General features: G+C 57.5%; 15 protein-coding genes. 5 read left to right on the forward strand and 10 right to left on the reverse strand.

Going from position 1 to position 21,430, the window contains the following annotated elements:
• Window positions 1-28 precede the first annotated feature (28 nt).
• From uvrA to HMPREF2927_RS06105, 4 genes are all read right to left on the reverse strand, one after another.
• Window positions 29-2,917, reverse strand: a complete 2,889-nt coding sequence (gene uvrA, locus HMPREF2927_RS06090) for an excinuclease ABC subunit UvrA (protein WP_070686457.1) — start codon at window positions 2,915-2,917, stop codon at window positions 29-31.
• Between the two features lie 126 nt (window positions 2,918-3,043).
• Window positions 3,044-3,817, reverse strand: a complete 774-nt coding sequence (locus tag HMPREF2927_RS06095; RefSeq protein ID WP_070686459.1) for an MBL fold metallo-hydrolase — start codon at window positions 3,815-3,817, stop codon at window positions 3,044-3,046.
• 1,311 nt (window positions 3,818-5,128) lie between these two features.
• Window positions 5,129-6,841, reverse strand: coding sequence for a formate--tetrahydrofolate ligase (locus HMPREF2927_RS06100; protein WP_005508799.1), 1,713 nt, complete (start codon window positions 6,839-6,841; stop codon window positions 5,129-5,131).
• 221 nt (window positions 6,842-7,062) lie between these two features.
• Complete coding sequence (locus HMPREF2927_RS06105) at window positions 7,063-8,106, reverse strand: zinc-dependent alcohol dehydrogenase family protein (RefSeq protein ID WP_049327263.1); 1,044 nt, start codon at window positions 8,104-8,106, stop codon at window positions 7,063-7,065.
• A 1,484-nt stretch (window positions 8,107-9,590) separates the two neighbouring features.
• Between HMPREF2927_RS06105 and HMPREF2927_RS06115 the strand changes: the two genes are divergently transcribed.
• Window positions 9,591-10,148: an ImmA/IrrE family metallo-endopeptidase gene (locus HMPREF2927_RS06115; protein WP_070686463.1), complete on the forward strand. Its 558-nt coding sequence runs from the start codon at window positions 9,591-9,593 to the stop codon at window positions 10,146-10,148.
• Window positions 10,149-10,161: 13 nt separating this feature from the next.
• Window positions 10,162-10,548 carry a hypothetical protein gene (locus tag HMPREF2927_RS06120; RefSeq protein ID WP_070686465.1) on the forward strand — a complete coding sequence of 129 codons (387 nt, stop codon included), beginning with the start codon at window positions 10,162-10,164 and terminating at the stop codon, window positions 10,546-10,548.
• 256 nt (window positions 10,549-10,804) lie between these two features.
• Here the strand turns inward: HMPREF2927_RS06120 and nrdF are convergent, their stop codons facing one another.
• From nrdF to HMPREF2927_RS06145, 5 genes are all read right to left on the reverse strand, one after another.
• Window positions 10,805-11,782, reverse strand: a complete 978-nt coding sequence (gene nrdF / locus HMPREF2927_RS06125; protein WP_049352870.1) for a class 1b ribonucleoside-diphosphate reductase subunit beta — start codon at window positions 11,780-11,782, stop codon at window positions 10,805-10,807.
• Between the two features lie 146 nt (window positions 11,783-11,928).
• A complete protein-coding gene (gene nrdE / locus HMPREF2927_RS06130) occupies window positions 11,929-14,109 on the reverse strand; it encodes a class 1b ribonucleoside-diphosphate reductase subunit alpha (RefSeq protein ID WP_070686467.1) in 2,181 nt (726 codons plus the stop codon).
• A complete protein-coding gene (gene nrdI, locus HMPREF2927_RS06135) occupies window positions 14,082-14,612 on the reverse strand; it encodes a class Ib ribonucleoside-diphosphate reductase assembly flavoprotein NrdI (protein ID WP_070686469.1) in 531 nt (176 codons plus the stop codon). Before nrdI ends, nrdE begins: the two co-directional genes overlap by 28 nt.
• A gap of 74 nt (window positions 14,613-14,686) precedes the next feature.
• Window positions 14,687-14,911 carry a glutaredoxin-like protein NrdH gene (gene nrdH / locus HMPREF2927_RS06140; RefSeq protein WP_005505794.1) on the reverse strand — a complete coding sequence of 75 codons (225 nt, stop codon included), beginning with the start codon at window positions 14,909-14,911 and terminating at the stop codon, window positions 14,687-14,689.
• Window positions 14,912-15,686: 775 nt separating this feature from the next.
• Window positions 15,687-16,796, reverse strand: coding sequence for an App1 family protein (locus tag HMPREF2927_RS06145; protein ID WP_070686665.1), 1,110 nt, complete (start codon window positions 16,794-16,796; stop codon window positions 15,687-15,689).
• 177 nt (window positions 16,797-16,973) lie between these two features.
• On the opposite strand from HMPREF2927_RS06145, the gene HMPREF2927_RS06150 reads away from it, so the two are divergent.
• From HMPREF2927_RS06150 to HMPREF2927_RS06160, 3 genes are all read left to right on the forward strand, one after another.
• Window positions 16,974-18,104 (forward strand): polysaccharide deacetylase family protein, encoded by a 1,131-nt coding sequence (locus tag HMPREF2927_RS06150; protein WP_070686471.1) that lies wholly within the window; start codon window positions 16,974-16,976, stop codon window positions 18,102-18,104.
• Between the two features lie 238 nt (window positions 18,105-18,342).
• On the forward strand, window positions 18,343-19,083 hold the full coding sequence (locus HMPREF2927_RS06155) for a DsbA family oxidoreductase (protein WP_070676579.1): 741 nt from the start codon (window positions 18,343-18,345) through the stop codon (window positions 19,081-19,083).
• Between the two features lie 265 nt (window positions 19,084-19,348).
• Window positions 19,349-19,945 (forward strand): excalibur calcium-binding domain-containing protein, encoded by a 597-nt coding sequence (locus HMPREF2927_RS06160; RefSeq protein ID WP_070686473.1) that lies wholly within the window; start codon window positions 19,349-19,351, stop codon window positions 19,943-19,945.
• A 66-nt stretch (window positions 19,946-20,011) separates the two neighbouring features.
• Here HMPREF2927_RS06160 and HMPREF2927_RS06165 read toward each other — a convergent pair whose 3' ends face one another.
• On the reverse strand, window positions 20,012-21,430 hold the full coding sequence (locus HMPREF2927_RS06165) for a DUF6339 family protein (RefSeq protein ID WP_070686475.1): 1,419 nt from the start codon (window positions 21,428-21,430) through the stop codon (window positions 20,012-20,014).

Below are 21,430 nucleotides of genomic sequence, written 5' to 3' on the forward strand. Positions count from 1 at the left end.
GTAGGTTTCCTCTAGATCAAGTTCTTGACTAGTTCAGGATCTCAGCAAGGAACGCGCCGGTGTGCGAGCCCTTCACCTGAGCCACCTGTTCCGGGGTGCCCTCTGCGATGACGGTGCCGCCGCCGCTACCGCCTTCGGGGCCCATGTCGATAATCCAGTCGGCGCACTTGACTACGTCCAGGTTGTGCTCGATGGTGATGACGCTATTTCCCTTGTCAACCAGCGATTGCAGCACGGCGAGCAGCTTGCGGATGTCTTCAAAGTGCAGGCCGGTGGTCGGCTCGTCCAGCACGTAGATGGAGCGACCGTTGGAGCGCTTCTGCAGTTCGGTTGCGAGCTTCACGCGCTGCGCTTCACCACCGGAGAGGGTGGTTGCGGGCTGGCCCAGGCGAATGTAGCCCAAGCCCACATCCACGAGGGTGTTCAGATGGCGCGCAATCGGGGTGAATGCGGCGAAGAACTCTGCTGCCTCCTCCACGGGCATTTCGAGTACGTCGGCAATGGTCTTGCCCTTGTAGTGCACTTCGAGGGTTTCGCGGTTGTAGCGCTTGCCGTGGCAGGTTTCGCAGGGCACGTACACGTCCGGCAGGAAGTTCATTTCAATCTTCAGGGTGCCGTCGCCGGAGCAGTCCTCGCAGCGGCCGCCCTTGACGTTGAAGGAGAATCGACCCGGGGTGTAGCCGCGCATTTTCGCTTCGCTGGTCTCTGCGAACAGCTTGCGGATGTGGTCGAACACGCCGGTGTAGGTGGCAGGGTTCGAGCGCGGGGTACGACCGATGGGCGACTGGTCCACGTGAATGACCTTGTCCAGATGTTCCAGGCCGTCGATGCTCTTGTGGCGGCCGGGTACCTGCTTGGCGCCATTGAGCTTGTTCGCCAGGGAGGTGTACAGAATGTCGTTGACGAGGGTGGATTTACCCGAGCCGGACACGCCGGTCACCGCGGTGAACACACCCAGAGGGAAGGATGCGGTCACGTTCTTGAGGTTGTTTTCGCGGGCACCGTGCACGGTCAGCTGACGCTTCTTGTCCACGGGGCGGCGGGATGCGGGCACCTCAATAGTGCGGCGGCCAGCCATGTAGTCGCCGGTAATGGACTTGGTATTCTTCAGCAACTCCTCAAAACTGCCGGAGTGCACGATTTCGCCGCCGTGCTCGCCTGCGCCGGGTCCTACGTCCACGATCCAGTCAGCTTCGCGCATGGTGTCTTCGTCGTGTTCAACCACAATAAGCGTGTTGCCCATATCGCGCAGCTTGGTGAGGGTTTCGATGAGGCGGCGGTTATCGCGCTGGTGCAGACCGATGGAGGGCTCGTCGAGCACATAGAGCACGCCGACCAGACCCGAACCGATCTGGGTTGCGAGGCGGATGCGCTGCGCCTCACCGCCGGAGAGCGTACCGGCGGAGCGTGAGAGGGTCAGGTAGTCCAGACCCACGTCCAGCAGGAATTGCAGGCGCGCGTCAATTTCCTTGAGGACCTGCTCGCCAATCTTGGCTTCGCGGGCGCTGAGATGCAGGCCGCGCACAAAGCTAAGTGCGTCAGCCAGGGACAGGTCAGTAATGTCTGCGATGGACTTGCCGCCGACCTTCACGCCGAGGATGGTCGGGTTCAGGCGCGCACCACCGCAGGAGGGGCAGGCGACCTGGCGCATGTACTGTTCGTAGCGGTCGCGGGCGAAGTCCGATTCGGTTTCTTCATGCTTGCGCTTAATGTACGCCTTCACGCCTTCGAATCCGGAGGTGTAGCGGCGTTCGCGGCCGAATCGGTTGCGGTAGGACACCTCAACCTTGTAGTCCTTGCCGTCCAGAATGGCGGCGCGGGTCTTGGCGGGCAGGTCCTTGAAGGGGGTGTTCAGGTCGAAGCCGAGCTCCTCCCCCAGGCCCGCGAGCAGGCGCAGCCAGTATTCGGTGGTTGCTTTGCCCTGCGACCAGGGGGCGATAGCGCCCTCACCGAGGGTCAGGTCGGGGTTGGGTACGAGCAGTTCGGTATCTACTTCAAGGCGCGAGCCGATGCCGTCGCAGGCGCTACATGCGCCGAACGGCGAGTTGAAGGAGAAGGCGCGCGGCTCGATGGTGTCGATCTGCAGCGGGTGGTTGTTGGGGCAGGCGAGGTTTTCGCTGAAGGAGCGGGTGCGTTCGGGGTCGTCCTGCTCGCGGTCCACGAAGTCGATGAGTACGCGGCCGTCGGCGAGCTTGAGCGCGGTTTCGATGGAGTCGGTGAGTCGCTGGTGAATACCGTCCTTAATGACGATGCGGTCGACGACCACCTCGATGGTGTGCTTGTACTGCTTGGCGAGCTTGGGCGGGTCGGAGAGCTGCACGGTTTCGCCGTCCACGCGGGCACGCGAGTAGCCCTGGGTCAGCAGGTCCTTGAAGAGGTCTACGAACTCGCCCTTACGTGCGCTGACGACGGGCGCGAGGATCTGCAGGCGGGTGCGTTCGGGATACCCCTGCAGAATGTCCACGATCTGCTGCGGGGTCTGCTGGGTGATTTCTTCGCCGCATTCGGGGCAGTGCGGGTGGCCGATGCGTGCCCAGAGCAGACGCATGTAGTCGTAGATTTCGGTGATGGTACCGACAGTTGAGCGCGGGTTTTTGGAGGTGGACTTCTGGTCGATAGACACCGCCGGGGAGAGGCCCTCGATGAAGTCTACGTCGGGCTTGTCAACCTGTCCGAGGAACATACGCGCGTAGGAGGACAGCGACTCGACGTAGCGGCGCTGACCTTCCGCAAAGATGGTGTCGAAGGCGAGGGAGGATTTACCGGAGCCGGAGAGGCCGGTGAAGACGACCATCGCATCACGCGGAATGGTGAGGTCTACGTTCTTGAGGTTGTTTTCGCGGGCACCCTGAACCCGGATACTGGTCAGGTCGTTCGCTTTGAGTGCGGTGCTACCGTGTGCCGGGCGGGGTGTCATCGAAAATCCTTTCGTCTTATCTTCGAACTTAAATTCTACACCCTCACGCCTTTCACCAGCGGGATTATGCGGCGGGTGAAGGCATGAGGGTGCAGTACTTATATGAGGCGGACTGGCAGGCGCGGTTTACCAGCCGCGGGTTCCCCACTCTTCAAGGTCGGGGCGCTCGTCGCCGAGGGTGGTGGAGCGACCGTGGCCAGGCAGCACGATGGCGTCATCTTCAAAGCCACCGAAGAGCTTTTCGAGTACGTTGGAGAAGAGCTCACCGAACTGCTGCGGGGAGTCGGTCTTGCCCACACCGCCGGGGAAGAGAGTGTCGCCGGTGAACAGCAGGGTTGCGGGGGTACCGTCTTCCCAGGTGGTTTCGAGGGTGTAGACGATGGATCCGGGGGTGTGGCCGGGCACGTGCAGGGCGCGGATGACGGTGTCAGAGAGGTAGAAGTCGAAGCTTTCGCCGCCGGCCAGCTCCTCTTCGATGGTGTAGTCTTCCTGCTCCTTAATAGCGGCTGCATCAGCTGCACCCGCGGAGGTCACGGCACCGGTGAGGTGGTCGAGCTCCTTAATAGCGCGGATGTGGTCCCAGTGGCCGTGAGTAACGAGGATGCCGGTCAGACCGATCGCACGGGGCCTGATGGAGTTGAAGTCCTCTTCCTTCTCCATGACGCGCACGCGGCGTTCTTCGCCGTCTGCTAGTTCGAGCTGCGGGCAGTCCTTCAGGAGCGCATCGAGAGTGAAAGCGTAGAGTTCTTCTGCGTCGTCTGCGGGGTCGATGAGTACCTGCTCGCCGGTGGCGCGCATGGTGATGAGGTAGACACTGTTGTCCATCTCGGAGACACTGAACGCACGGACAGTCAGTTCGGGGTTCTCAAAGATGAGGGTGGGTTCGGGGTAAGTAGTCATAGTTCCAGTGTAGGGGTTGTGACCACACAGCATGCGCCTATGCGGTTCGCTCCCCTATCAGCGCATTCGGCGTTGAACGTGCGGGATACATGTACGGGTTGCATGTGCTGGATGCATGTATGGGATGCACAGGGAACAGATTCTGGAGCACACTCGGTACGGATTGGGTTCAGCGCGGATTAGGTTCCGACTGGACCCCGCCCGGTTGAGGGTTCAGTGAGATTCAAAAGTTAAACAGAGAAGCGACTGCGCATCGATACACAGTCGCTTCTCATGACACCCAGGGGTATCTATCACTCACTCAAACACAAGCAACCCGAGGACTTTGGAAATCTCACGATTACTTGATGACTCAATAGTAGCGAACTTTTTGGGGACTGTTTTACCACCCAATTTGGTACGGAGAGCCAGATTTGGTGACCTGCGCCTCATTGTAATCATTCCGTAATAAAAACAGGTGTTTTTTTAGGGTATCCATACATACCAATTTCATTTTTTTCGAATTTGTATGTGATTTATTTCACTCAAAATAATTTTAGAATTTCCCCCTTTTGGCACTTCGGTGCACCTTTAACTCAAGCTTCACGCTCGGCAATCCCAAAGGTTCAATACCCGGTTTTAGCCCGGTATTCCGCAGAAGTAGAGGGTTAAGGTGAAAGTACTTTCAAGTACTTGCAACTTCATAAGCAGGAAAAAATGCACCGCCCACTGTTCAAAAAGTGCACAAATATACACTTGGGGGAAAAATCAATTGGTCTGTTTCACCCCCTTTGGGAACCTTTGAAGATAGGGCTTTTATAACAAAACAATAACAATACCTCATCCAAAAGGGGTCCTAGAGCCACCCAAAAAAACATCTTTCAAAAAACAAAGCACCTAGTCAATACCATATTTTCACAAAATGTAAGACAGTGTGTCACTAAAAAATCAACCTCTACAGATTGTTTAATAAAACCTCACTTTCAAGCATAAATAGAGCCCAATTATTAACCAGCACGTACCAATCCCACCCTCAAAACAGGCGCACTAGAAGCCTCAATGAAAGGTTGAGAGACTCCTCCACTAGGAGTTTCAGGATCCTTCACTCCCCCGGTTGCAGCCCGGTTGCAGCCTAGTTTCACTCTGTTTTCAAGAGCTCCGCTCCCCAGCCCTCAAGCGTTGCACACCTCGTATTCGCCCCTCATGCTTCCATATATCTGGGGCAGAGCACTCCACAAAAGCACCATAGAGCACAGCAAAGGCGGCGCCCCTCCCTCACTGTGGGGAAGGAGCGCCGCCTCCACTAGCTATAAATCAGCTGGAACAGCTGCCTTAGGACAGGCCGACCATCACGCCGTTCTCGTCGAATCCGATGCGCTCAGCTGCGGGGCTCTTGCTCAGACCCGGCATGGTGCGCATGGTGCCGCAGATAGCGTAGACGTAGCCAGCACCTGCAGCCAGGCGAACCTCGCGCACGGGCAGGGTCCAGCCGGTCGGTGCGCCCTTCAAAGTGGCATCCGAAGAGATGGACAGGTGGGTCTTCGCGATAACCACGGGCAGGTGCGAGTAGCCCAGCTCAGCGAAACGCTTCAGCTGCTTAGCAGCGGCGGGAGCAATCGAAATGCCGTCCGCGCCGTAGACCTTGGTCGCAACCTTCTCGATCTTGGTCTCGATGGAGTCCTCAAGATCGTAGGTGTACTTCAGATCCGAAACGTCGTCACATGCCTCAGCAACCACGTCTGCCAGGTCGGTGGTGCCCTTACCACCCTCAGCCACACCGCGGTGGATAGCGACGCGAGCGCCAGCCTCCTCAGCGATACGGCGGATAGTCTCGTGCTCGGACTCGAAGTCGGTCGGGAACGCGTTGATTGCCACGACCGGCTGAACACCGAAGTTGCGCACAATCTCGATGTGCTTCTTCAGGTTCTCTGCGCCCTTCTCCACGTCGGAGGGGCTTTCCTGCAGCATGCCTTCGGGCAGGGGCTTACCCGGAACGATCTTGTACAGGCCGGAGTGGGACTTCAGGGAGCGCACGGTCACGACGAGCACTGCGGCGTCCGGCTTCAGGCCGGAGACGCGGCACTTGACGTTGAAGAAACGCTCCGCACCCATGTCGGCGCCGAAGCCAGCCTCGGTAATCACGTAGTCGGAGTACTCCAGGCCAACGTAGTCGGCGACCACGGAGGAGTTACCGGTTGCGATGTTGCCGAAGGGGCCCGCGTGAATCAGTGCGGGGGTGTGCTCCAGGGTCTGCAGCAGGTTCGGGTTGATTGCGTCTGCCAGGATGACGGACATTGCGCCGTCAGCCTTCAGGTCGGCTGCGGTGACGGGCTCGCCGTCGTAGTTCAGGCCGATGACGATCTTTGCCAGGCGCTCACGCAGGTCCTTGAAGGAGGTTGCCAGCGAGAGAATCACCATGATTTCGGAGGCGCTGGTGATGTCGAAACCGGTCTCGCGGACCACGCCGTCCATCCGTTCGCCCAGGCCCACGACGATGTTGCGCAGGGAGCGGTCGTTCATGTCGATAACGCGGCGCCACTCGATTGCACGCGGGTCGATGCGCAGCTCGTTGCCGTGGTGCAGGTGGTTGTCAATCATGGCGGCAAGCAGGTTGTGCGCTGCGGTGACGGCGTGGAAGTCGCCGGTCAGGTGCAGGTTCAGCTTCTCCATGGGAACGATCTGGGAGTAGCCGCCGCCTGCTGCGCCGCCCTTGATGCCGAAGGTCGGGCCCATTGCGGGCTGGCGCAGAGCCAGGATTGCCTTGCGGCCGGTCTGGGCGAAGCCCTGTGCGAGGGAGACGGAGGTTGCGGTCTTACCTTCACCGAGCGGGGTGGGGGTGACTGCGGTAACCACGATGTACTTGGAGCCGCGCTTGCGGGCGGTCTCTGCGTTGGTGGTTTCGTCGAGGAGGACCTTAGCGACATACTTGCCGTAGGGTTCAAGGCGATCTTCGCTGATGCCGTTGTCTGCTGCGATCTTGTTAATAGGCCAAAGATCGGCGGCAAGTGCGATTTCGAGGTCGGAAGGGAAAGGCTTCTTCGTCATTGTCATCCTTCGAGTTGTACGAATCATGCTCTTTTATTCTATGCCTTGGCTCACTCATTTGTCCCTCACCTCGCCGAAAGGTGGCAAATAAACTCAATTTTTAATGCACTAATCCCCGCAACCGGTGACCTCCGCTCACGTGGAGCGGCAGGGTCGGTGCGGGGATTAGTAGCGCATACACGCCGGGCTACCGGTACAGGAACCGGCGATACGACCGGCTATTACGGCATGGTCAGCAGAACCTTGGTGGCGGTACGCTGGTCCATTGCCTCGTAACCCTTAGCCGCCTCGTCGATGGGCAGAACCAGGTCGAAGACACGGCCGGGCTCAATTTCGCCCTTGTAAATCAGGTCGATGAGGGTCGGCAGGTACTTGCGCACGGGGGCGGGGCCACCCTCCAGGTGAACCTGCTTGCCGAAGAGCTTATCGGTGCCGATGGAGCTGTCGTGCGGCACGCCCACGAAGCCGATGTAGCCGCCGTGGCGTACGCAGCCGAGAGCCTGGTCGAAAGACTGCTGGGTGCCGACAGCCTCCGCAACGCCGTGTGCGCCCACGCCGTCGGTGAGCTCCATGACCTTGGCGATGCCCTCTTCGCCGCGCTCTTCCACGATGTGGGTTGCACCGAATGCCTTAGCGAGCGCCTGACGTTCGGGATTGCGGGACATGATGATGATCTTCTCCGCGCCGAGCTGCTTGGCGCCGATGACTGCGCTCAGGCCGACTGCGCCGTCGCCAACAACGACGATGGTCTTGCCGGGGCCTGCCTGCGCTGCGTCTGCTGCGTACCAGCCGGTGCCGAGCACGTCGGATGCCGCCATCAGGTGCGGGATCTGCTCTGCGGTGGGTGCGGCGGGGGTCTTGACGAGGGTGCCGTCTGCGAAGGGTACGCGGGCGTATTCTGCCTGGGTGCCGTTGGAGCGTGCGCCGATAAAGGCGTCGCCTGCTGCGATTGCCTTGAGGCAGCGGGAGGGGTAGCCTGCGGTGCAGGTTTCGCACTCGCCGCAGGAGATGCAGAAGGAGCCTACGACGAAGTCGCCGGGGGCTACGGTGGTGACCTCGGAGCCGACCTCGACGACTTCGCCGATGTATTCGTGGCCCATCGCCCGGTGGTCGACGGGCTGTGCGCCGCGGTAGGGCCACAGGTCGGAGCCGCAGATGCAGGATGCTGCGAGCTTGATGATGGCGTCGGTGGGTTCGAGGAGGGTCGGCTTCTCAACTTCGTTGACGACAACCTTGCCGGGAGCTTCCATAACAACTGAACGCATGATGTTCCTTTCAAATCTGCGTTGATAGTTAGTCGTATCAGAGTACGCCCCGCGCCCCGATATATCAATAATTTTTTATGCTACGGGGTGAAGGTAAAAATTCCGGCCATCGGAACAGCCAGAACCGGCAAAACCGCTCCCACTCCCCTGCTTCTCTGCCGATTTCACGCCAGATTACACCGGGGAAGCCTGGGCATCCCGGCACGCTAAATAGCCCGGTTAAACGGCGGAACCCCCGCGCATCCACAGTGGACACGCGGGGGTTCCGCTCGGTTTATCTCAGCCTCATAACTAAAGGCAAGAAAGGGGGCTCAGAAGTCCCAATCCTCACCCCCCTCTAAAACCCTGCCCAGCAAAGGCTTTCACCTGATTTTAAAATATTTTTGACCATAGTTACCCAAACAAAGCACCGGCAACTTTTTCGACGGCGTCTTGCTCCATCTCATCAAGCACATGCTAATACCGCACCAGAATGGATGTGGAAGACCATCACATAATATCTACCGCCATCTACAGACTAACACCCATAGCAAGAAACACAGTTCCGCGGTAGGCCTAGCACCATGCCCCTGCACCTCTTCTATAACTTTGCGAGACGGTGAATTTGTTCCAACATTGCAAGTCTACATTGAGCATAACGAAGTCATCGCGGTCGACGGTAAAGGCTACCCCCATTTCTGCCATAGGCATCAAAGCCTCAACCCTTTTAGATCCTGTCACTAGACGCAACTGTCTTTGTTGTTTGCAGTGTTCTCGTAGCATTGCCAGGAATGGTGAGGCAGTAGGATGATGCGTATGCTGGCTTTGTTTTTGGGTGGTTCTGTGCGCATGCCCCGTGTCTTTTGGGGCAATGTTGGGCGTGTACTTTTCCGCCGCTGGGGTGGCCAACAGTATCCTGTTCGCCCCCCCGTTGCGACAGGGTCTAATGATAATGACAGATGATTCTTTCAAGGAGGGGTGCAGTAGGTTGAGCCCGCTACAGGTTCAGGCTGGTGTGGTGGTAATGCGGGCGAGCCAAGCTTCGTTTGGAATCAGCTAGAGATTGTGTACGCGGGAGCTTTGATTTTCCCATCTTCTAAAGAAACCCGAAGTTTTGGCATAGGAAATCCTTTTCCTATTACAGTATTTAGGCCATTGTTTCTTCCTTGCAGAAAGTTCAGGGCGCTTTCATATACTTCGGCGTCGGATAGCTGGTCTGTGACTAAGTATCCTTTTATGGTCGGTCCCGCTAACAGATTCCTGATGTGATACACGTATTAGGCGACCTCTTGCCTTCGCCCACTGGTTTGCAAAGCTAGCGATTAGGGATCAAGGATAGCCAGAATAACCTCTGACATAAAAACTAACCTAACCCATCACCTTTAAGGTAATCTAGAAAAAAGTAATCATGAGACCTGGTGCACTTTGTGCACTCAAAACTCCTCTGTTGCGGTGTGCAACAGGGACAAAACATGCACGCCACGTACAAGAAAGGAGTGAAATCAATGACTGGTACAGCACCTGAACCAGTTGCGCACCCCGCCCCGAGACAGGAAGAACCTCTTGTCTATCAGGCCGCGCGACAAGAAGCAGACAAAATACTAGCAAGCTTCGGGGATGCTCTCACATTCCCCGTTGATCTCGGCGTTGTCTCTAATCTCATGTACGCACGCATGCGTCTTGATAACCAAATGGATGACATGTCAGGCATGATTGTCAAGAATCCTGGCATGCCCGCAGAAATTCTCATAAACTCCTACGACCACCCAACACGGCGCCGTTTCACTTGGGCACACGAGCTCGGTCACCTAGCCGAGCGCACAACCGTGGCAAGAGACTTTGAGTATTCCTTCGTTGACTGGCGTTCCACTAGCGGCGTTCGGAACTACACTGTTCACGAATTCTACGCCGATGAATTCGCTGGCGCCCTATTAATGCCAGCGTTTAAAGTGAAAGAGCTAAAAGAACAAGGAAAAAGCACCGTTGAGATGGCACGCTTCTTTGGTGTCTCCCCTGCTGCTATGGACATGAGACTCCACCGACTCAGCGTAGACCCAGAGTAAGGAAGATAAGCATATGGTAGCCGCTAAATCAGGATTCTTACAATATCACGATAGTGTAGCGAGACAGCCCATTTCGCAAGGTAGCACAGCCGATGTGTTACCAGATGAGCAGGCCCAACGAAAGCTGAAACTGACTAATGATGGAATAGAACAAAATCTGTGGCATCAGAAGATACTGTTTTACTTCATCATTGGAATTGTCGTTATTTCGGTTGTGTCCATCATTGTAGTTAACGCTGGTGCAGCCATCGGGGGTACGCATCTTGAAGCATCCGTACTGGTTTCTTTTAATGCAGCTATCGCGGTCCAATCCTTCCTCTTGCTTGGCGTCCTAGCACGGTCGCTATTCCCTACAGCACCAAAGGGTAAGCAAGACCCACAAGACAGTAACGAAGCGTAAAACAAGCAGAAGCCCCGACAACCACCATTGGTTGCCGGGGCTTAGACATTATTTAGATGTAGATAACCTCTGGTACTGGTTTGAGTACTGCGACCCAGCCTACACACAGCGATAAGATAGCGAAAAGCGCCCCACCTGTCTCCTTTGTGTAGGAGATATGTGGGGCGCTTCTTTTTGTATATCTGGTACGAGTGACAAGGCTAGTTCTCGACCATAGTTAAGTTCTGCGGCCTAGAATGGCCCTGAGTGTAATCCGTTAGAAGTCCCAGTCCTCGTCCTCGGTGTTCACGGCCTTACCAATCACGTAGGAAGAGCCGGAACCGGAGAAGAAGTCGTGATTCTCATCAGCGTTCGGGGACAGCGCCGACAGGATCGCCGGGGACACGTTAGTCACGGACGCCGGGAACATCGGCTCGTAGCCCAGGTTCATCAGAGCCTTGTTAGCGTTGTAGTGCAGGAACTTCTTAACGTCCTCACTCCAACCCACACCGTCATACAGGGAGTGGGTGTACGCCACCTCGTTCTCGTACAGTTCGTACAGCAGGTTGAAGGTGTACTCCTTCAGCTCTGCCTGACGCTCCGCGGACTCCTTTGCCAGGCCGCGCTGGAACTTGTAGCCAATGTAGTAGCCGTGCACTGCCTCGTCACGAATAATCAGACGAATCAGGTCAGCGGTGTTAGTCAGCTTCGCGTGCGAAGACCAGTACATGGGCAGGTAGAAGCCCGAGTAGAACAGGAAGGACTCCAGCAGAGTGGAGGCAACCTTCTTCTTCAGCGGGTCGTCACCGGTGTAGTAGGACAGAACAATCTTCGCCTTCTTCTGCAGGTGCTCATTCTCAGAAGCCCAGCGGAACGCCTCGTCAATCTCCTTGGTGGAGGCGAGAGTCGAGAAGATCGAGGAGTACGACTTTGCGTGCACGGACTCCATGAACGCAATGTTGGTGTACACGGCCTCTTCGTGCGCGGTCACAGCGTCCGGCAGCAGGGACACAGCACCGACAGTACCCTGGATGGTGTCCAGCAGGGTCAGACCGGTGAAGACGCGCATGGTCAGCTGCTTCTCTTCCTCGGTCAGGGTCTTCCAGGAGGGCACGTCGTTGCTCAGCGGCACCTTCTCCGGTAGCCAGAAGTTACCGGTTAGACGATCCCAAACCTCAAGGTCCTTCTCGTCCTCAATACGGTTCCAGTTGATAGCCTCGACCACGTGGTCGACGAGCTTCACCTTTTCACTCATTAGTAATTCTCCGATTCTTAAGGGGCGGTTATGGTCCCACGCGCGCCCAGCCAGTCGCGCAGGCGGGAGCGTGTTCACCGTAACCGCCCCTTCCAGTCTTTAGTTATAGTGTGCCAGCTCAGGCTGAATGCGTCACAGCATTCGGGCTAGAGCATGCAGGATACGCAGCCTTCAACCTCGGTACCCTCAAGAGCCATCTGACGCAGACGGATGTAGTAGATGGTCTTGATGCCCTTACGCCATGCGTAAATCTGGGCGCGGTTGATATCGCGGGTGGTTGCGGTATCGCGGAAGAAGAGGGTCAGCGACAGGCCCTGGTCCACGTGCTGGGTTGCCACAGCGTAGGTGTCGATGATCTTCTCGTAACCAATTTCGTAGGAGTCCTGGTAGTACTCCAGGTTCTCGTTGGTCATGTACGGTGCCGGGTAGTAGACGCGGCCGAGCTTGCCTTCCTTGCGGATCTCAATCTTCGAAGCGATCGGGTGAATCGAAGAGGTCGAGCCGTTGATGTAGGAGATGGAGCCGGTCGGCGGAACAGCCTGCAGGTTCTGGTTGTACATGCCGTACTGTGCCACGTCAGCAGCCAGCTGAATCCACTCTTCACGGGTGGGGATGTGGTGCTTAGCGAACAGTTCGCGGGTACGCTCGGTCTGCGGTGCCCATTCCTTCTCAATGTACTTTGCGAAGAACTCACCGGATGCGTACTTCGAGTTCTCGAAGCCCTCGAAACGCTGGCCGCGTTCCTTAGCAATCTGCATGGAGGCGCGGATTGCGTGGTAGGCGACGGTGTAGAAGTACATGTTGGTGAAGTCCAGTGCTTCTTCGGAACCGTAGTAGACGTGCTCGCGTGCCAGGTAGCCGTGCAGGTTCATCTGGCCCAGACCCACGGCGTGGCTCATGTTGTTGCCACGCTCGATGGAGGGTACGGAGCGGATGTCGGACTGGTCGGAGACGGAGGTCAGCGAACGAATCGCGGTTTCCACGGTCTTGCCGAAGTCGTCGCCGTCCATGGTCAGTGCAATGTTCAGTGAACCGAGGTTGCAGGAGATGTCCTTACCGACGGTCTCGTAGCCGAGGTCAGCGTGGTAGGTGGACGGCTCAGAAACCTGCAGAATCTCGGAGCACAGGTTGGACATGATGACCTTACCGGCGATGGGGTTCGCGCGGTTGACGGTGTCTTCGAACATCACGTACGGGTAGCCGGACTCGAACTGGATCTCTGCGATGGTCTGGAAGAACTCACGCGCGTTGATCTTGCTCTTGGTGATGCGTGCATCGTCGACCATTTCGTAGTACTTCTCGGAGACGTTGATGTCGGAGAAGGGAACGCCGTAGATGCGTTCCACATCGTACGGGGAGAAGAGGTACATGTCCTCGTTCTTCTTCGCCAGCTCGAAGGTGATGTCGGGGAGGACAACGCCCAGGGAGAGGGTCTTGATGCGGATCTTCTCGTCAGCGTTCTCACGCTTGGTGTCCAGGAAGGCGTAGATGTCGGGGTGGTGTGCGTGCAGGTACACGGCACCGGCACCCTGACGTGCGCCGAGCTGGTTTGCGTAGGAGAAGGCGTCTTCCAGCAGCTTCATGACGGGGATAACGCCCGAGGACTGGTTCTCAATCTTCTTAATGGGCGCACCGGACTCGCGCAGGTTGGTCAGGGCGAATGCCACGCCGCCGCCGCGCTTGGAGAGCTGCAGTGCAGAGTTGATGGAGCGGCCGATGGACTCCATGTTGTCTTCCATGCGCAGCAGGAAGCAGGAGACGAGCTCGCCGCGCTGCTTCTTACCTGCGTTGAGGAAGGTCGGGGTTGCCGGCTGGAAACGGCCGGAGATGATCTCATCGACGATGTCTTCGGCGAGCTTCTCGTTGCCTTCTGCCAGTAGCAGTGCGACCATGCAGACGCGGTCTTCAAAACGCTCCAGGTAGCGCTGACCGTCGAAGGTCTTGAGCGCGTAGGAGGTGTAGAACTTGAAGGCACCCAGGAAGGTCGGGAAGCGGAACTTCACGGCGTAGGCGCGCTTGAACAGGTTCTTAATGAACTGGAAGTTGTACTTGTCGAAGAGTTCCGGCTCGTAGTACTGGTTCTCGATCAGGTACTCAATCTTCTCTTCCAGGTCGTGGAAGAAGACGGTGTTGTTGTTGACGTGCTGCAGGAAGTACTGACGTGCAGCCTGACGGTCGGCATCGAACTGAATCTGGCCGTTCTCATCGTAGAGGTTCAGCAGTGCGTTCAGCTCGTGGTAGCTCATACCCTTGAACTTCTCGGGCACGCTCTTGCCGTTGTGGCTCGCACCGAGAGTTTCTAGTGCTGAGGGCAGTTTTGCGTCCAAAATGCTTCCAATCCTTCGTTGACTTTTTCTACATCTGAATCGGTGCCCATGAGCTCAAACTTGAAGAGCACGGGCACATCGCACTTCTTGGCGACAATGTCTGCCGCGATACCGAAGAGCGGACCAAAGTTGGTGTTGCCGGAGCCAATCACACCGAGCATGTGGTGGCGATTTTGCTCCACGTTCAGGAATTTAACCACCTGCGGGGGAACGTTACCGGCGCCTTCAGGCTTGCCGTAGGTGGGGACGATGAGCACGAACGGCTCATCAAGAATGAGGGTGTCTTCGCCGGTGCGCAGCGGCAGGCGGAGGCGGCGGGCACGAATCTTCTCCACGAACTTGTGGGTGTTACCGGAGATTGAGGAGAAGTAGACGATGAGTGGCTCTGTGTCATCCAGTTCAACCTCGGTCGCTCGACCCTCGGAGGCGTTGCGTGCGTCCAGAAGGATCTTCCGGATTTCTGCGTGCTCGTCGACGGGGTTGGGCGTGAGGGCGGTACTCAATCTGTACTCCTTATTCTCGTGTGCCGGTGTAGTTCCGTGCCGATTTTCCGTTTGTACGGGTTTCGGCAGGGTTGTTACGCTGCCAGAGCGTTGATCTTGTCGGGCTGGAAGCCGGACCAGTGCTCGTCGCCTGCGATGACGACGGGTGCCTGCATGTAGCCGAGGGACTTGACCATTTCGAGGGCCTGAGCGTCTTCGGTGATATCAACCTTGGTGTAGCTGATACCCTTCGCGTCGAGGGCGCGGTAGGTCATGTTGCACTGGACGCACTGGGGCTTGGTGTACACGGTCACTACCATGGGAGTGCCTCTTACTTTCTCCCGCTCGGGCGGGGCTATCTCGTGAATGAATCGGGCGTGTTTCGTCGGTGGTTCGCCACGTGTTGTTTACGGCGGGCGCTGTGCCGTCCGCTGCCCCCTCTTAGTGGGGCGTGGCGGTTTCCTGCACTGGGGGCAGGGCACCTAAAAGTGCCGTAGTGGTGGAACCGAGTATTAATACTACATCTAGTGTCGAGATTTTTCTGCACCACAAGATGATGTGGTGCGAGGGTCGTGTTTCATTCGATAAACCCACAGTTGAACCCACTTAAGAGGGGGTGTCTACAGCTTATCCACACCCTGCCGCGGGGCTAGTTCGCCGTATTTTCGCGGGGTGCGCTGGGTTATCCACAGGTGGGGTTTAAGTTGGACAGGATTTTTAAGGGTTCATTCGCCCGCCAAGTTGAGGTTCAGTTAACCTCATGTATGCGTTTGGGGGCATAAAACCCGGCAGATTCGGGCTTGATTTTAAAGAGATCTTAACTCTCGCCCATTCTTGCGCGGAACGGCGCGGTTTTAAAGCAGAATGGACTTTCTTAAAGGCGGGGGTTAACCCCCTTCGGGCGGGTTTAAGCTATGTGATTAAGGCTGTAGAAAAGATTTTTAACTCTTTTTCAGCAGCCGGTGTGTCGTGGGTTTAAGTTGGTTAATGCTTCTGGAATGGCAAAACCCACCGCATATACCGGTATTTCACGGTATTTGCGGTGGGTTTACTGGGTATCAGCGCTGGTTTTAGCAACCGGCGAGCAGTAACCGTCTAGAAATCGATTAGGCCCAGCTCGCGCAGCTTCTTGCTGAGCGTTACGCCGTCGGTGGCTTCAATCCACAGCGGCGAGCGCATCATCTGTTCGGCGCGGTAGTCGCTCCACACGCGGCCGGAGGCGAGCATGGTCTCCCCCACGGTCAGGTTGCGGATGACGATTGCCGCCACGTTGTCCGGGTAGCGTACCGCGAAGCCGTTGTAGATGTACGGGTCGCGCTGCCCGTCGTCACCGACGAGGATCCACTTCATCTGCGGAAATTCCTCGGCGAGGCAGCGTAGGGACTCGACCTTGTGGTTGGTTCCGGAGCGGAACCAGCGGTCGGGGGTGGGGCCCCAGTCGGTGAGCAGGAACGTGCCGCGCGGGTAGCCGTTGCGGCTGAGGAAGCGGCGCAGGGTCGGGGTGATGTTCCAGGCGCCGGTGGACAGGTACATGAACGGCGCATCCGGGTGGCTACGGCGGATACGGTCGGTCATGACCGCCATGCCGGGGGTGGGGATGCGTGCGTGCTCGTCGAGAATGAAGGAGTTCCAGGCGGCAACGAGGGGGCGCGGCAGCATGGTGACCATGACGGTGTCGTCGACGTCCATGATGACGCCGAGCTTCTGGCTTTCGGGAACGATGTAGACGCTGGTTGCTACGGCGCGGGAGCCGGGCACGTACATGATGACTTCGTGCATGCCGGGGTCCAGGTCGATGCTGAGTTTGACGTCGAGCACGCCGCCGCGGTCGGTGTACGCCTCATACTTGGTGCCGTCGATGACGATGGTGACGGGCGCATCGGACATTGCGGTTGCGGTGAAGGAGCGCCAGCCGCGCATGGGGTTGGCGGTGTCTTGGGTGCCTTCTACGACCTGTAGCAGGCGTTCGAGGTTGACCGTCTTGTAGAGTGCGCGGGCGATGATGCGGACCCAGCCGGGGTTTCCTTCGGAGGCGGCGCGGCCGTAGCCTTCGGTGGGCACGAGGATAGGCTCGCGACCGGCGGCGATGGCGCGCTTTTCACGCCACCTGTGTAGCCGGTCTGCAACACGGTAGCCGATGTTGACTGCCTCATCGGCAGCATCGTTCACAAGGTTGCGCAGTTCGTGAGTGCCCAAATTCTCCATCCCACTAGTGTAGCGGAGCATTACCGGCTTGCGGCTTTAGGATTTTGTGTTCTTATACCTAGTTTTTATACCTATTAATACTGTGGTGCTGAGCGCGCGGTGTGATGTGCACATTATTTAGGGTGTATTCGCTGTTCAGATTCGTTCCTTGCAGGTGGGCGCGTTATCCTGGAGAGTATGACCCACTCACAGCCTAACCGCCGACTTTTTGTGCTCGGCACTGCTATGCTTCCGCTGATTGCTGCCTGCTCGAAGAAGTCGAATGACTACGACGGCACCAGCGGTAATTTCACTCCGTATCAGGCTGGCGGCGAGACCTCCGCTGCTGCTACTCGCCCCGCGCCCACGAATTCGCCGACCGTTGCCGCTGCTGGCAACCCGGTTGATAAGCCGCGCGAATGGCCCGGCATCGGCAACTCCCTCATTGGTGACGGCAAGTATGTTGCGTGGACTGTTGATGACGGCGCAAGCCCGGAGGCGATTCGCGGCTACGCTGAGTTCTCGAAGCGTACAAATACTCGCCTGACCTTCTTCATTAACGCTTCTTACACCGGTTTTAAGGAGCATGTGTCGTTGCTGCGTCCGCTGGTTCAGAGCGGTCAGATTCAGGTTGCGAACCACACCTACAGCCACGCCGACCTGACCACCCTGGATGCTGAGGGCGTGAAGGAAGAGCTGCAGCGTAACGAAGACGAGATTATGAGCATGTTCGGTGTCTCGTCGAAGCCGTACTTTCGCCCGCCGTATGGCCGCTATAACGATGCGGTTCTGAAGGCTGCCGGTGAGATTGGTTTTACCCGCCCGGTCATGTGGAACGGCACTACCGGTGATGAGGCGAAGACGAGTGCCCGCGTGATTTACATGCGCTGCATCCGCTACATGCTGCCGCAGCAGATTGTGCTGGGCCACCTGAACTACGAGACGATCATCCCGATCCTGGATAAGGTGAAGGGCCTGATTGATGACCGCGGCCTGACTGCGGTGACGATTCGTGACTACTACGGTGACGCATCCGAGGAAGAGATTAAGGCGGCGGCTCCTTCGCCGACCGCGACCCCGGAGGAGAACACCCCCTCCCCCGAGGCAACTACGGAGGCGCCGGCCCCTACCCAGGAGCCGACTACTGAGGCTCCGACTCAGGCGCCGACTACCCGCTATGAGGATGAGGCAGCGGCGACCCAGCAGGCTACGACTGCACCTGCGGCGGCACCCACTACGGCTCCGCCGGCTCGTGCGACCGCCGCACCTGCGGCTACGACTGCTCCCGCGGCTACTGCCACTACCGCACCGGCGGCTGCCCGCCGATAGGGCGCGTATTTCGCGTGTGCTAAGCCCCCTTGACCCGGTTCCTGTACGGACATTCCTGTACAGAAGATTCTGTACGAACCGGCGCGAGGGGGCTTTGCCGTACCCGACGGGAATAACGCTGGGGAATAACGCTGGGGAATAACGCTGGGAATAGCCGGGAATAAACACGGCAGCCGGGGCGTTAGGTGAGCATACAGGCGGCAACGTGCCGCATCCGAGTATGAGAGGAATAGATAACATGCGTATTGATATTTGGTCCGATATTGTGTGCCCCTTCTGCTACGTGGGCAAGCGTAACCTGGAGCAGGCGCTCGCCGAGTTTGAGCACCGTGACGAGGTTGAGGTGGTGTGGCATAGTTTTGAGCTGGACCCGTCGGCTACGGAGCATCCTGCCGGTTCTCTGCCTGAGATGATTGCCGGTAAGTATCAGATGTCGTTGGAGCAGGCGATTGCGAGCCAGGAGTCGTTGGCGGAGCGTGCCCGCGAGGTGGGTTTGGATTTCAATTGGCGTCAGGCGAGGTACGGTAACACGTTTGATGCGCACCGTGTGATTCATTATGCGGCGGAGCAGGGTTTGGCGTCGGCAGCGCAGGAGGCGTTTAAGCTGGCGTACTTTACGCAGGGCCGTTCGGTGCAGGATCACGAGTCAATTCTGGATATTGCTTCTGAGATTGGCCTGGATACCGCCGAGGTTGAGGCGGTGTTGAAGAGCGACCGTTACGCGGCGGATGTGCGTGCTGATGAGCAGTTGGCGCGCCAGCTGGGCATTAATGGTGTGCCGTTCTTCTTGATTGAGTCGAAGTGGGCGGTCAGTGGTGCGCAGCCTGCGAAGATGCTGGTGCAGGCGCTGCGTCAGGTGTGGGAGGAGACTCACCGTGTTGAGTTTTTGAACCCTCTGGCGGGCGCGGCTGGTGACGCTGCGGGTGACGGCGATGCGGAGGCGGGTCCGTCCTGCGATATGAACGGCAACTGCTCCTAGCGGCGGCCCTGGCGAGAGCTGCCCCGGCGGGGCGCTACTCCCCTAACGCCCCCGGCTCATGCAGCCCCAGATATGGCGAAGCCCTCTTGTGCCGGTTCTTGGCTAAACCGGTACAAGAGGGCTTTGGCGTGCCAGATTGGCGTTTCTTCCCTTGTCGGAATGTTTGGGGGCTCAATATTACCTGCGGATGGGGCCGTTTTCATTTACACTTGAGTGTGTGTTCTACGGTGAACACGCTTATCCACTCACTTTATAAAGGAATATTGTGTTGAAAATTCACACCGCGACCGCTGGTGTTCTTGCGGGTGCTCTTGCGGGTGCTCTGCTGCTGACTGGTTGCTCTTCGTCTGTTCGCGCTCCGAAGCCTGTGCCTTCTGCGTCATCGTCGACGTCTGTTTCTGCTAGCCCTTCGGTTTCAGCTACTCCTAGTTCTTCTCCGAGTGCGTCTGCGACTCCTTCGGAGTCTCCTACCCCGACGGTAACCCCGTCTCCGGTTCCGACGACTGAGGAGCCCGTGCAGGCACCGGCTACTGAGGCACCTTCCGCGGAGGCGCCGGCGGCTCCGGTTTCTGAGGCTCCCGCGCAGCAGGCACCGGTTCAGCAGGAGGCTCCTGCTCAGGTTGCTACGGAGGCGCCCGTCCAGCAGGCGCCCGCACAGGCACCGGCGGCTGAGGCTCCCGCTCAGCAAGCTCCCGCGCAGCCGGTGCAGCAGGCTCCTGCGCGGTCGAGTGTTTACTACGAAACATGCGCTGATGCTCGTGCGGCTGGTGCGGCGCCCCTGCATCGTGGTGAGCCGGGTTACCGCCCGGGTCTAGATAAAGACGGTGACGGCGTGGCGTGCGAGCCGAAGAAGAAGCACTAAGCTTCTACCCCCAGATATGGCGAAGCCCCCTCGTACTATTTCTAGTATGAGGGGGCTTCTTAGTTTTTAGCGCTTCCAGGGCATGTTATCCCAGAACTGTCCCATCTTAGATTTGGGAGGCGTGAGCTTGCTCCTGTGAGTCTTAGCTTCAGAAGCCTGCTCATTAGCTTCTTCGTCCGCAGTTACCTCAGGGCTTGATTGTTCCAGCTTGGCCTTGAGCTTGCTCTGCGGAGTTCGAAGACGTGACGGACGCTCCTCGGGTTCCTCGTCAACGTAGTACCCGTACTGCGTTGAGCTGAAGAGGTTTGATTCGCGGAATTCGTTAACCGGCACGAAGAACGGTTGAGGTTCCGCAGGTTCCTGGTGCTCAGACTCCTCGGCCTCAGACTCCTCAGCTTCAGGTTCCTCAGCTTCGATAGCCTCATCAACCTCGAAATCTGCAGACTCTTCTTCCTCTTCAGATTCCTCGTCCGAGAAATCCTCGTAGTAGCTTTCGTCGTACTCGTCAGCCTCGGTATCCAAGTCTTCTGAGTCTTCCAGCTCTTCAACCTCTACGTCTTCCGATTCTTCGATTTCTACATCTTCTGACTCGTAGTCTTCTGCAACTTCGGAATCAGAATCCCAGGTACCTTCATCCTGTTCTTCGGTAATACCCTCCTGCTGCTTGAAGACCTCGATAACCTCGTTCTTGATGGTTTCAAGGAGTGCGCACATATCCTCATACGACTTGTGCTGCACCATCTCAACGCCCATACGTACCGTGAGCTCTTCCGCAATTTTACGTTTGATATCACGGGCAGAGACTCCCCTCTCCAAACCATAATCGGTGGGTGCACCCACAGAGTTTAGGGTTCGAGCGAGAGCCAACGCCAAATCGCGGTTCGTCGAGATAGAGGTTCGGTCAAGAATCTGGTTGAGGTCATCTTCCGTGAGGTAACCGCCCTCATCCATGACCTCACCCAGGAGGTCATAAGTCAGCCAGGTTCGACGTAGTACATGGCGGCGTAGGTTGCCGATATGTCGAACTTCCTTCGACGGAGCAAAACGTGCAAAAGCAGCCGCGGGAAGAACCCTCATACCGATAAACTGCCAGACCTCAATAGATTCAGCTTCACCACGAATCATGTGCAGGTTCTTGTGCAGAGCTTTACCAATACGGTGAGAGTACTCGTACTTCCACTTATCCCGATCATCGGAAAAGGCCTTAAGGCTATCGAGTTCCTCATCTATGATTCTGCGAAGTTTCTCCAGAATCGTCATCGGAATCTCGTTTCCGCCAATACTAAGAATTTCTAGGTTGGTGTCGATTTCTCCACAATCCACATTGCGTAGCGGGACCCCAGAATTCTTCCATTTGTCTAGATCCATCTCCGCGAGAGCATCATCCAGGCGGTAGTAAAGATACTGTTCTTCCTGCTCAGCAGGCGCCTGAGTAGGCTCAGGGCTAATTTCCTGCTGCGCAGATTCCACGTTCTGCTGAACCAT

This window comes from Rothia sp. HMSC061E04 (assembly GCF_001813685.1).
Lineage (GTDB): Bacteria > Actinomycetota > Actinomycetes > Actinomycetales > Micrococcaceae > Rothia > Rothia mucilaginosa.

What these genes read in the sequence shown, in the direction of transcription:
- HMPREF2927_RS06165 (WP_070686475.1), bottom strand. Translation starts at nt 21,430, where the DNA reads ATGGTTCAGCAGAACGTGGAATCTGCGCAGCAGGAAATTAGCCCTGAG.
- HMPREF2927_RS06145 (WP_070686665.1), bottom strand. Translation starts at nt 16,796, where the DNA reads ATGGAGAATTTGGGCACTCACGAACTGCGCAACCTTGTGAACGATGCT.
- HMPREF2927_RS06155 (WP_070676579.1), top strand. Translation starts at nt 18,343, where the DNA reads ATGCGTATTGATATTTGGTCCGATATTGTGTGCCCCTTCTGCTACGTG.
- uvrA (WP_070686457.1), bottom strand. Translation starts at nt 2,917, where the DNA reads ATGACACCCCGCCCGGCACACGGTAGCACCGCACTCAAAGCGAACGAC.
- HMPREF2927_RS06095 (WP_070686459.1), bottom strand. Translation starts at nt 3,817, where the DNA reads ATGACTACTTACCCCGAACCCACCCTCATCTTTGAGAACCCCGAACTG.
- HMPREF2927_RS06100 (WP_005508799.1), bottom strand. Translation starts at nt 6,841, where the DNA reads ATGACGAAGAAGCCTTTCCCTTCCGACCTCGAAATCGCACTTGCCGCC.
- HMPREF2927_RS06115 (WP_070686463.1), top strand. Translation starts at nt 9,591, where the DNA reads ATGACTGGTACAGCACCTGAACCAGTTGCGCACCCCGCCCCGAGACAG.
- nrdH (WP_005505794.1), bottom strand. Translation starts at nt 14,911, where the DNA reads ATGGTAGTGACCGTGTACACCAAGCCCCAGTGCGTCCAGTGCAACATG.
- nrdF (WP_049352870.1), bottom strand. Translation starts at nt 11,782, where the DNA reads ATGAGTGAAAAGGTGAAGCTCGTCGACCACGTGGTCGAGGCTATCAAC.
- HMPREF2927_RS06120 (WP_070686465.1), top strand. Translation starts at nt 10,162, where the DNA reads ATGGTAGCCGCTAAATCAGGATTCTTACAATATCACGATAGTGTAGCG.
- HMPREF2927_RS06150 (WP_070686471.1), top strand. Translation starts at nt 16,974, where the DNA reads ATGACCCACTCACAGCCTAACCGCCGACTTTTTGTGCTCGGCACTGCT.
- HMPREF2927_RS06105 (WP_049327263.1), bottom strand. Translation starts at nt 8,106, where the DNA reads ATGCGTTCAGTTGTTATGGAAGCTCCCGGCAAGGTTGTCGTCAACGAA.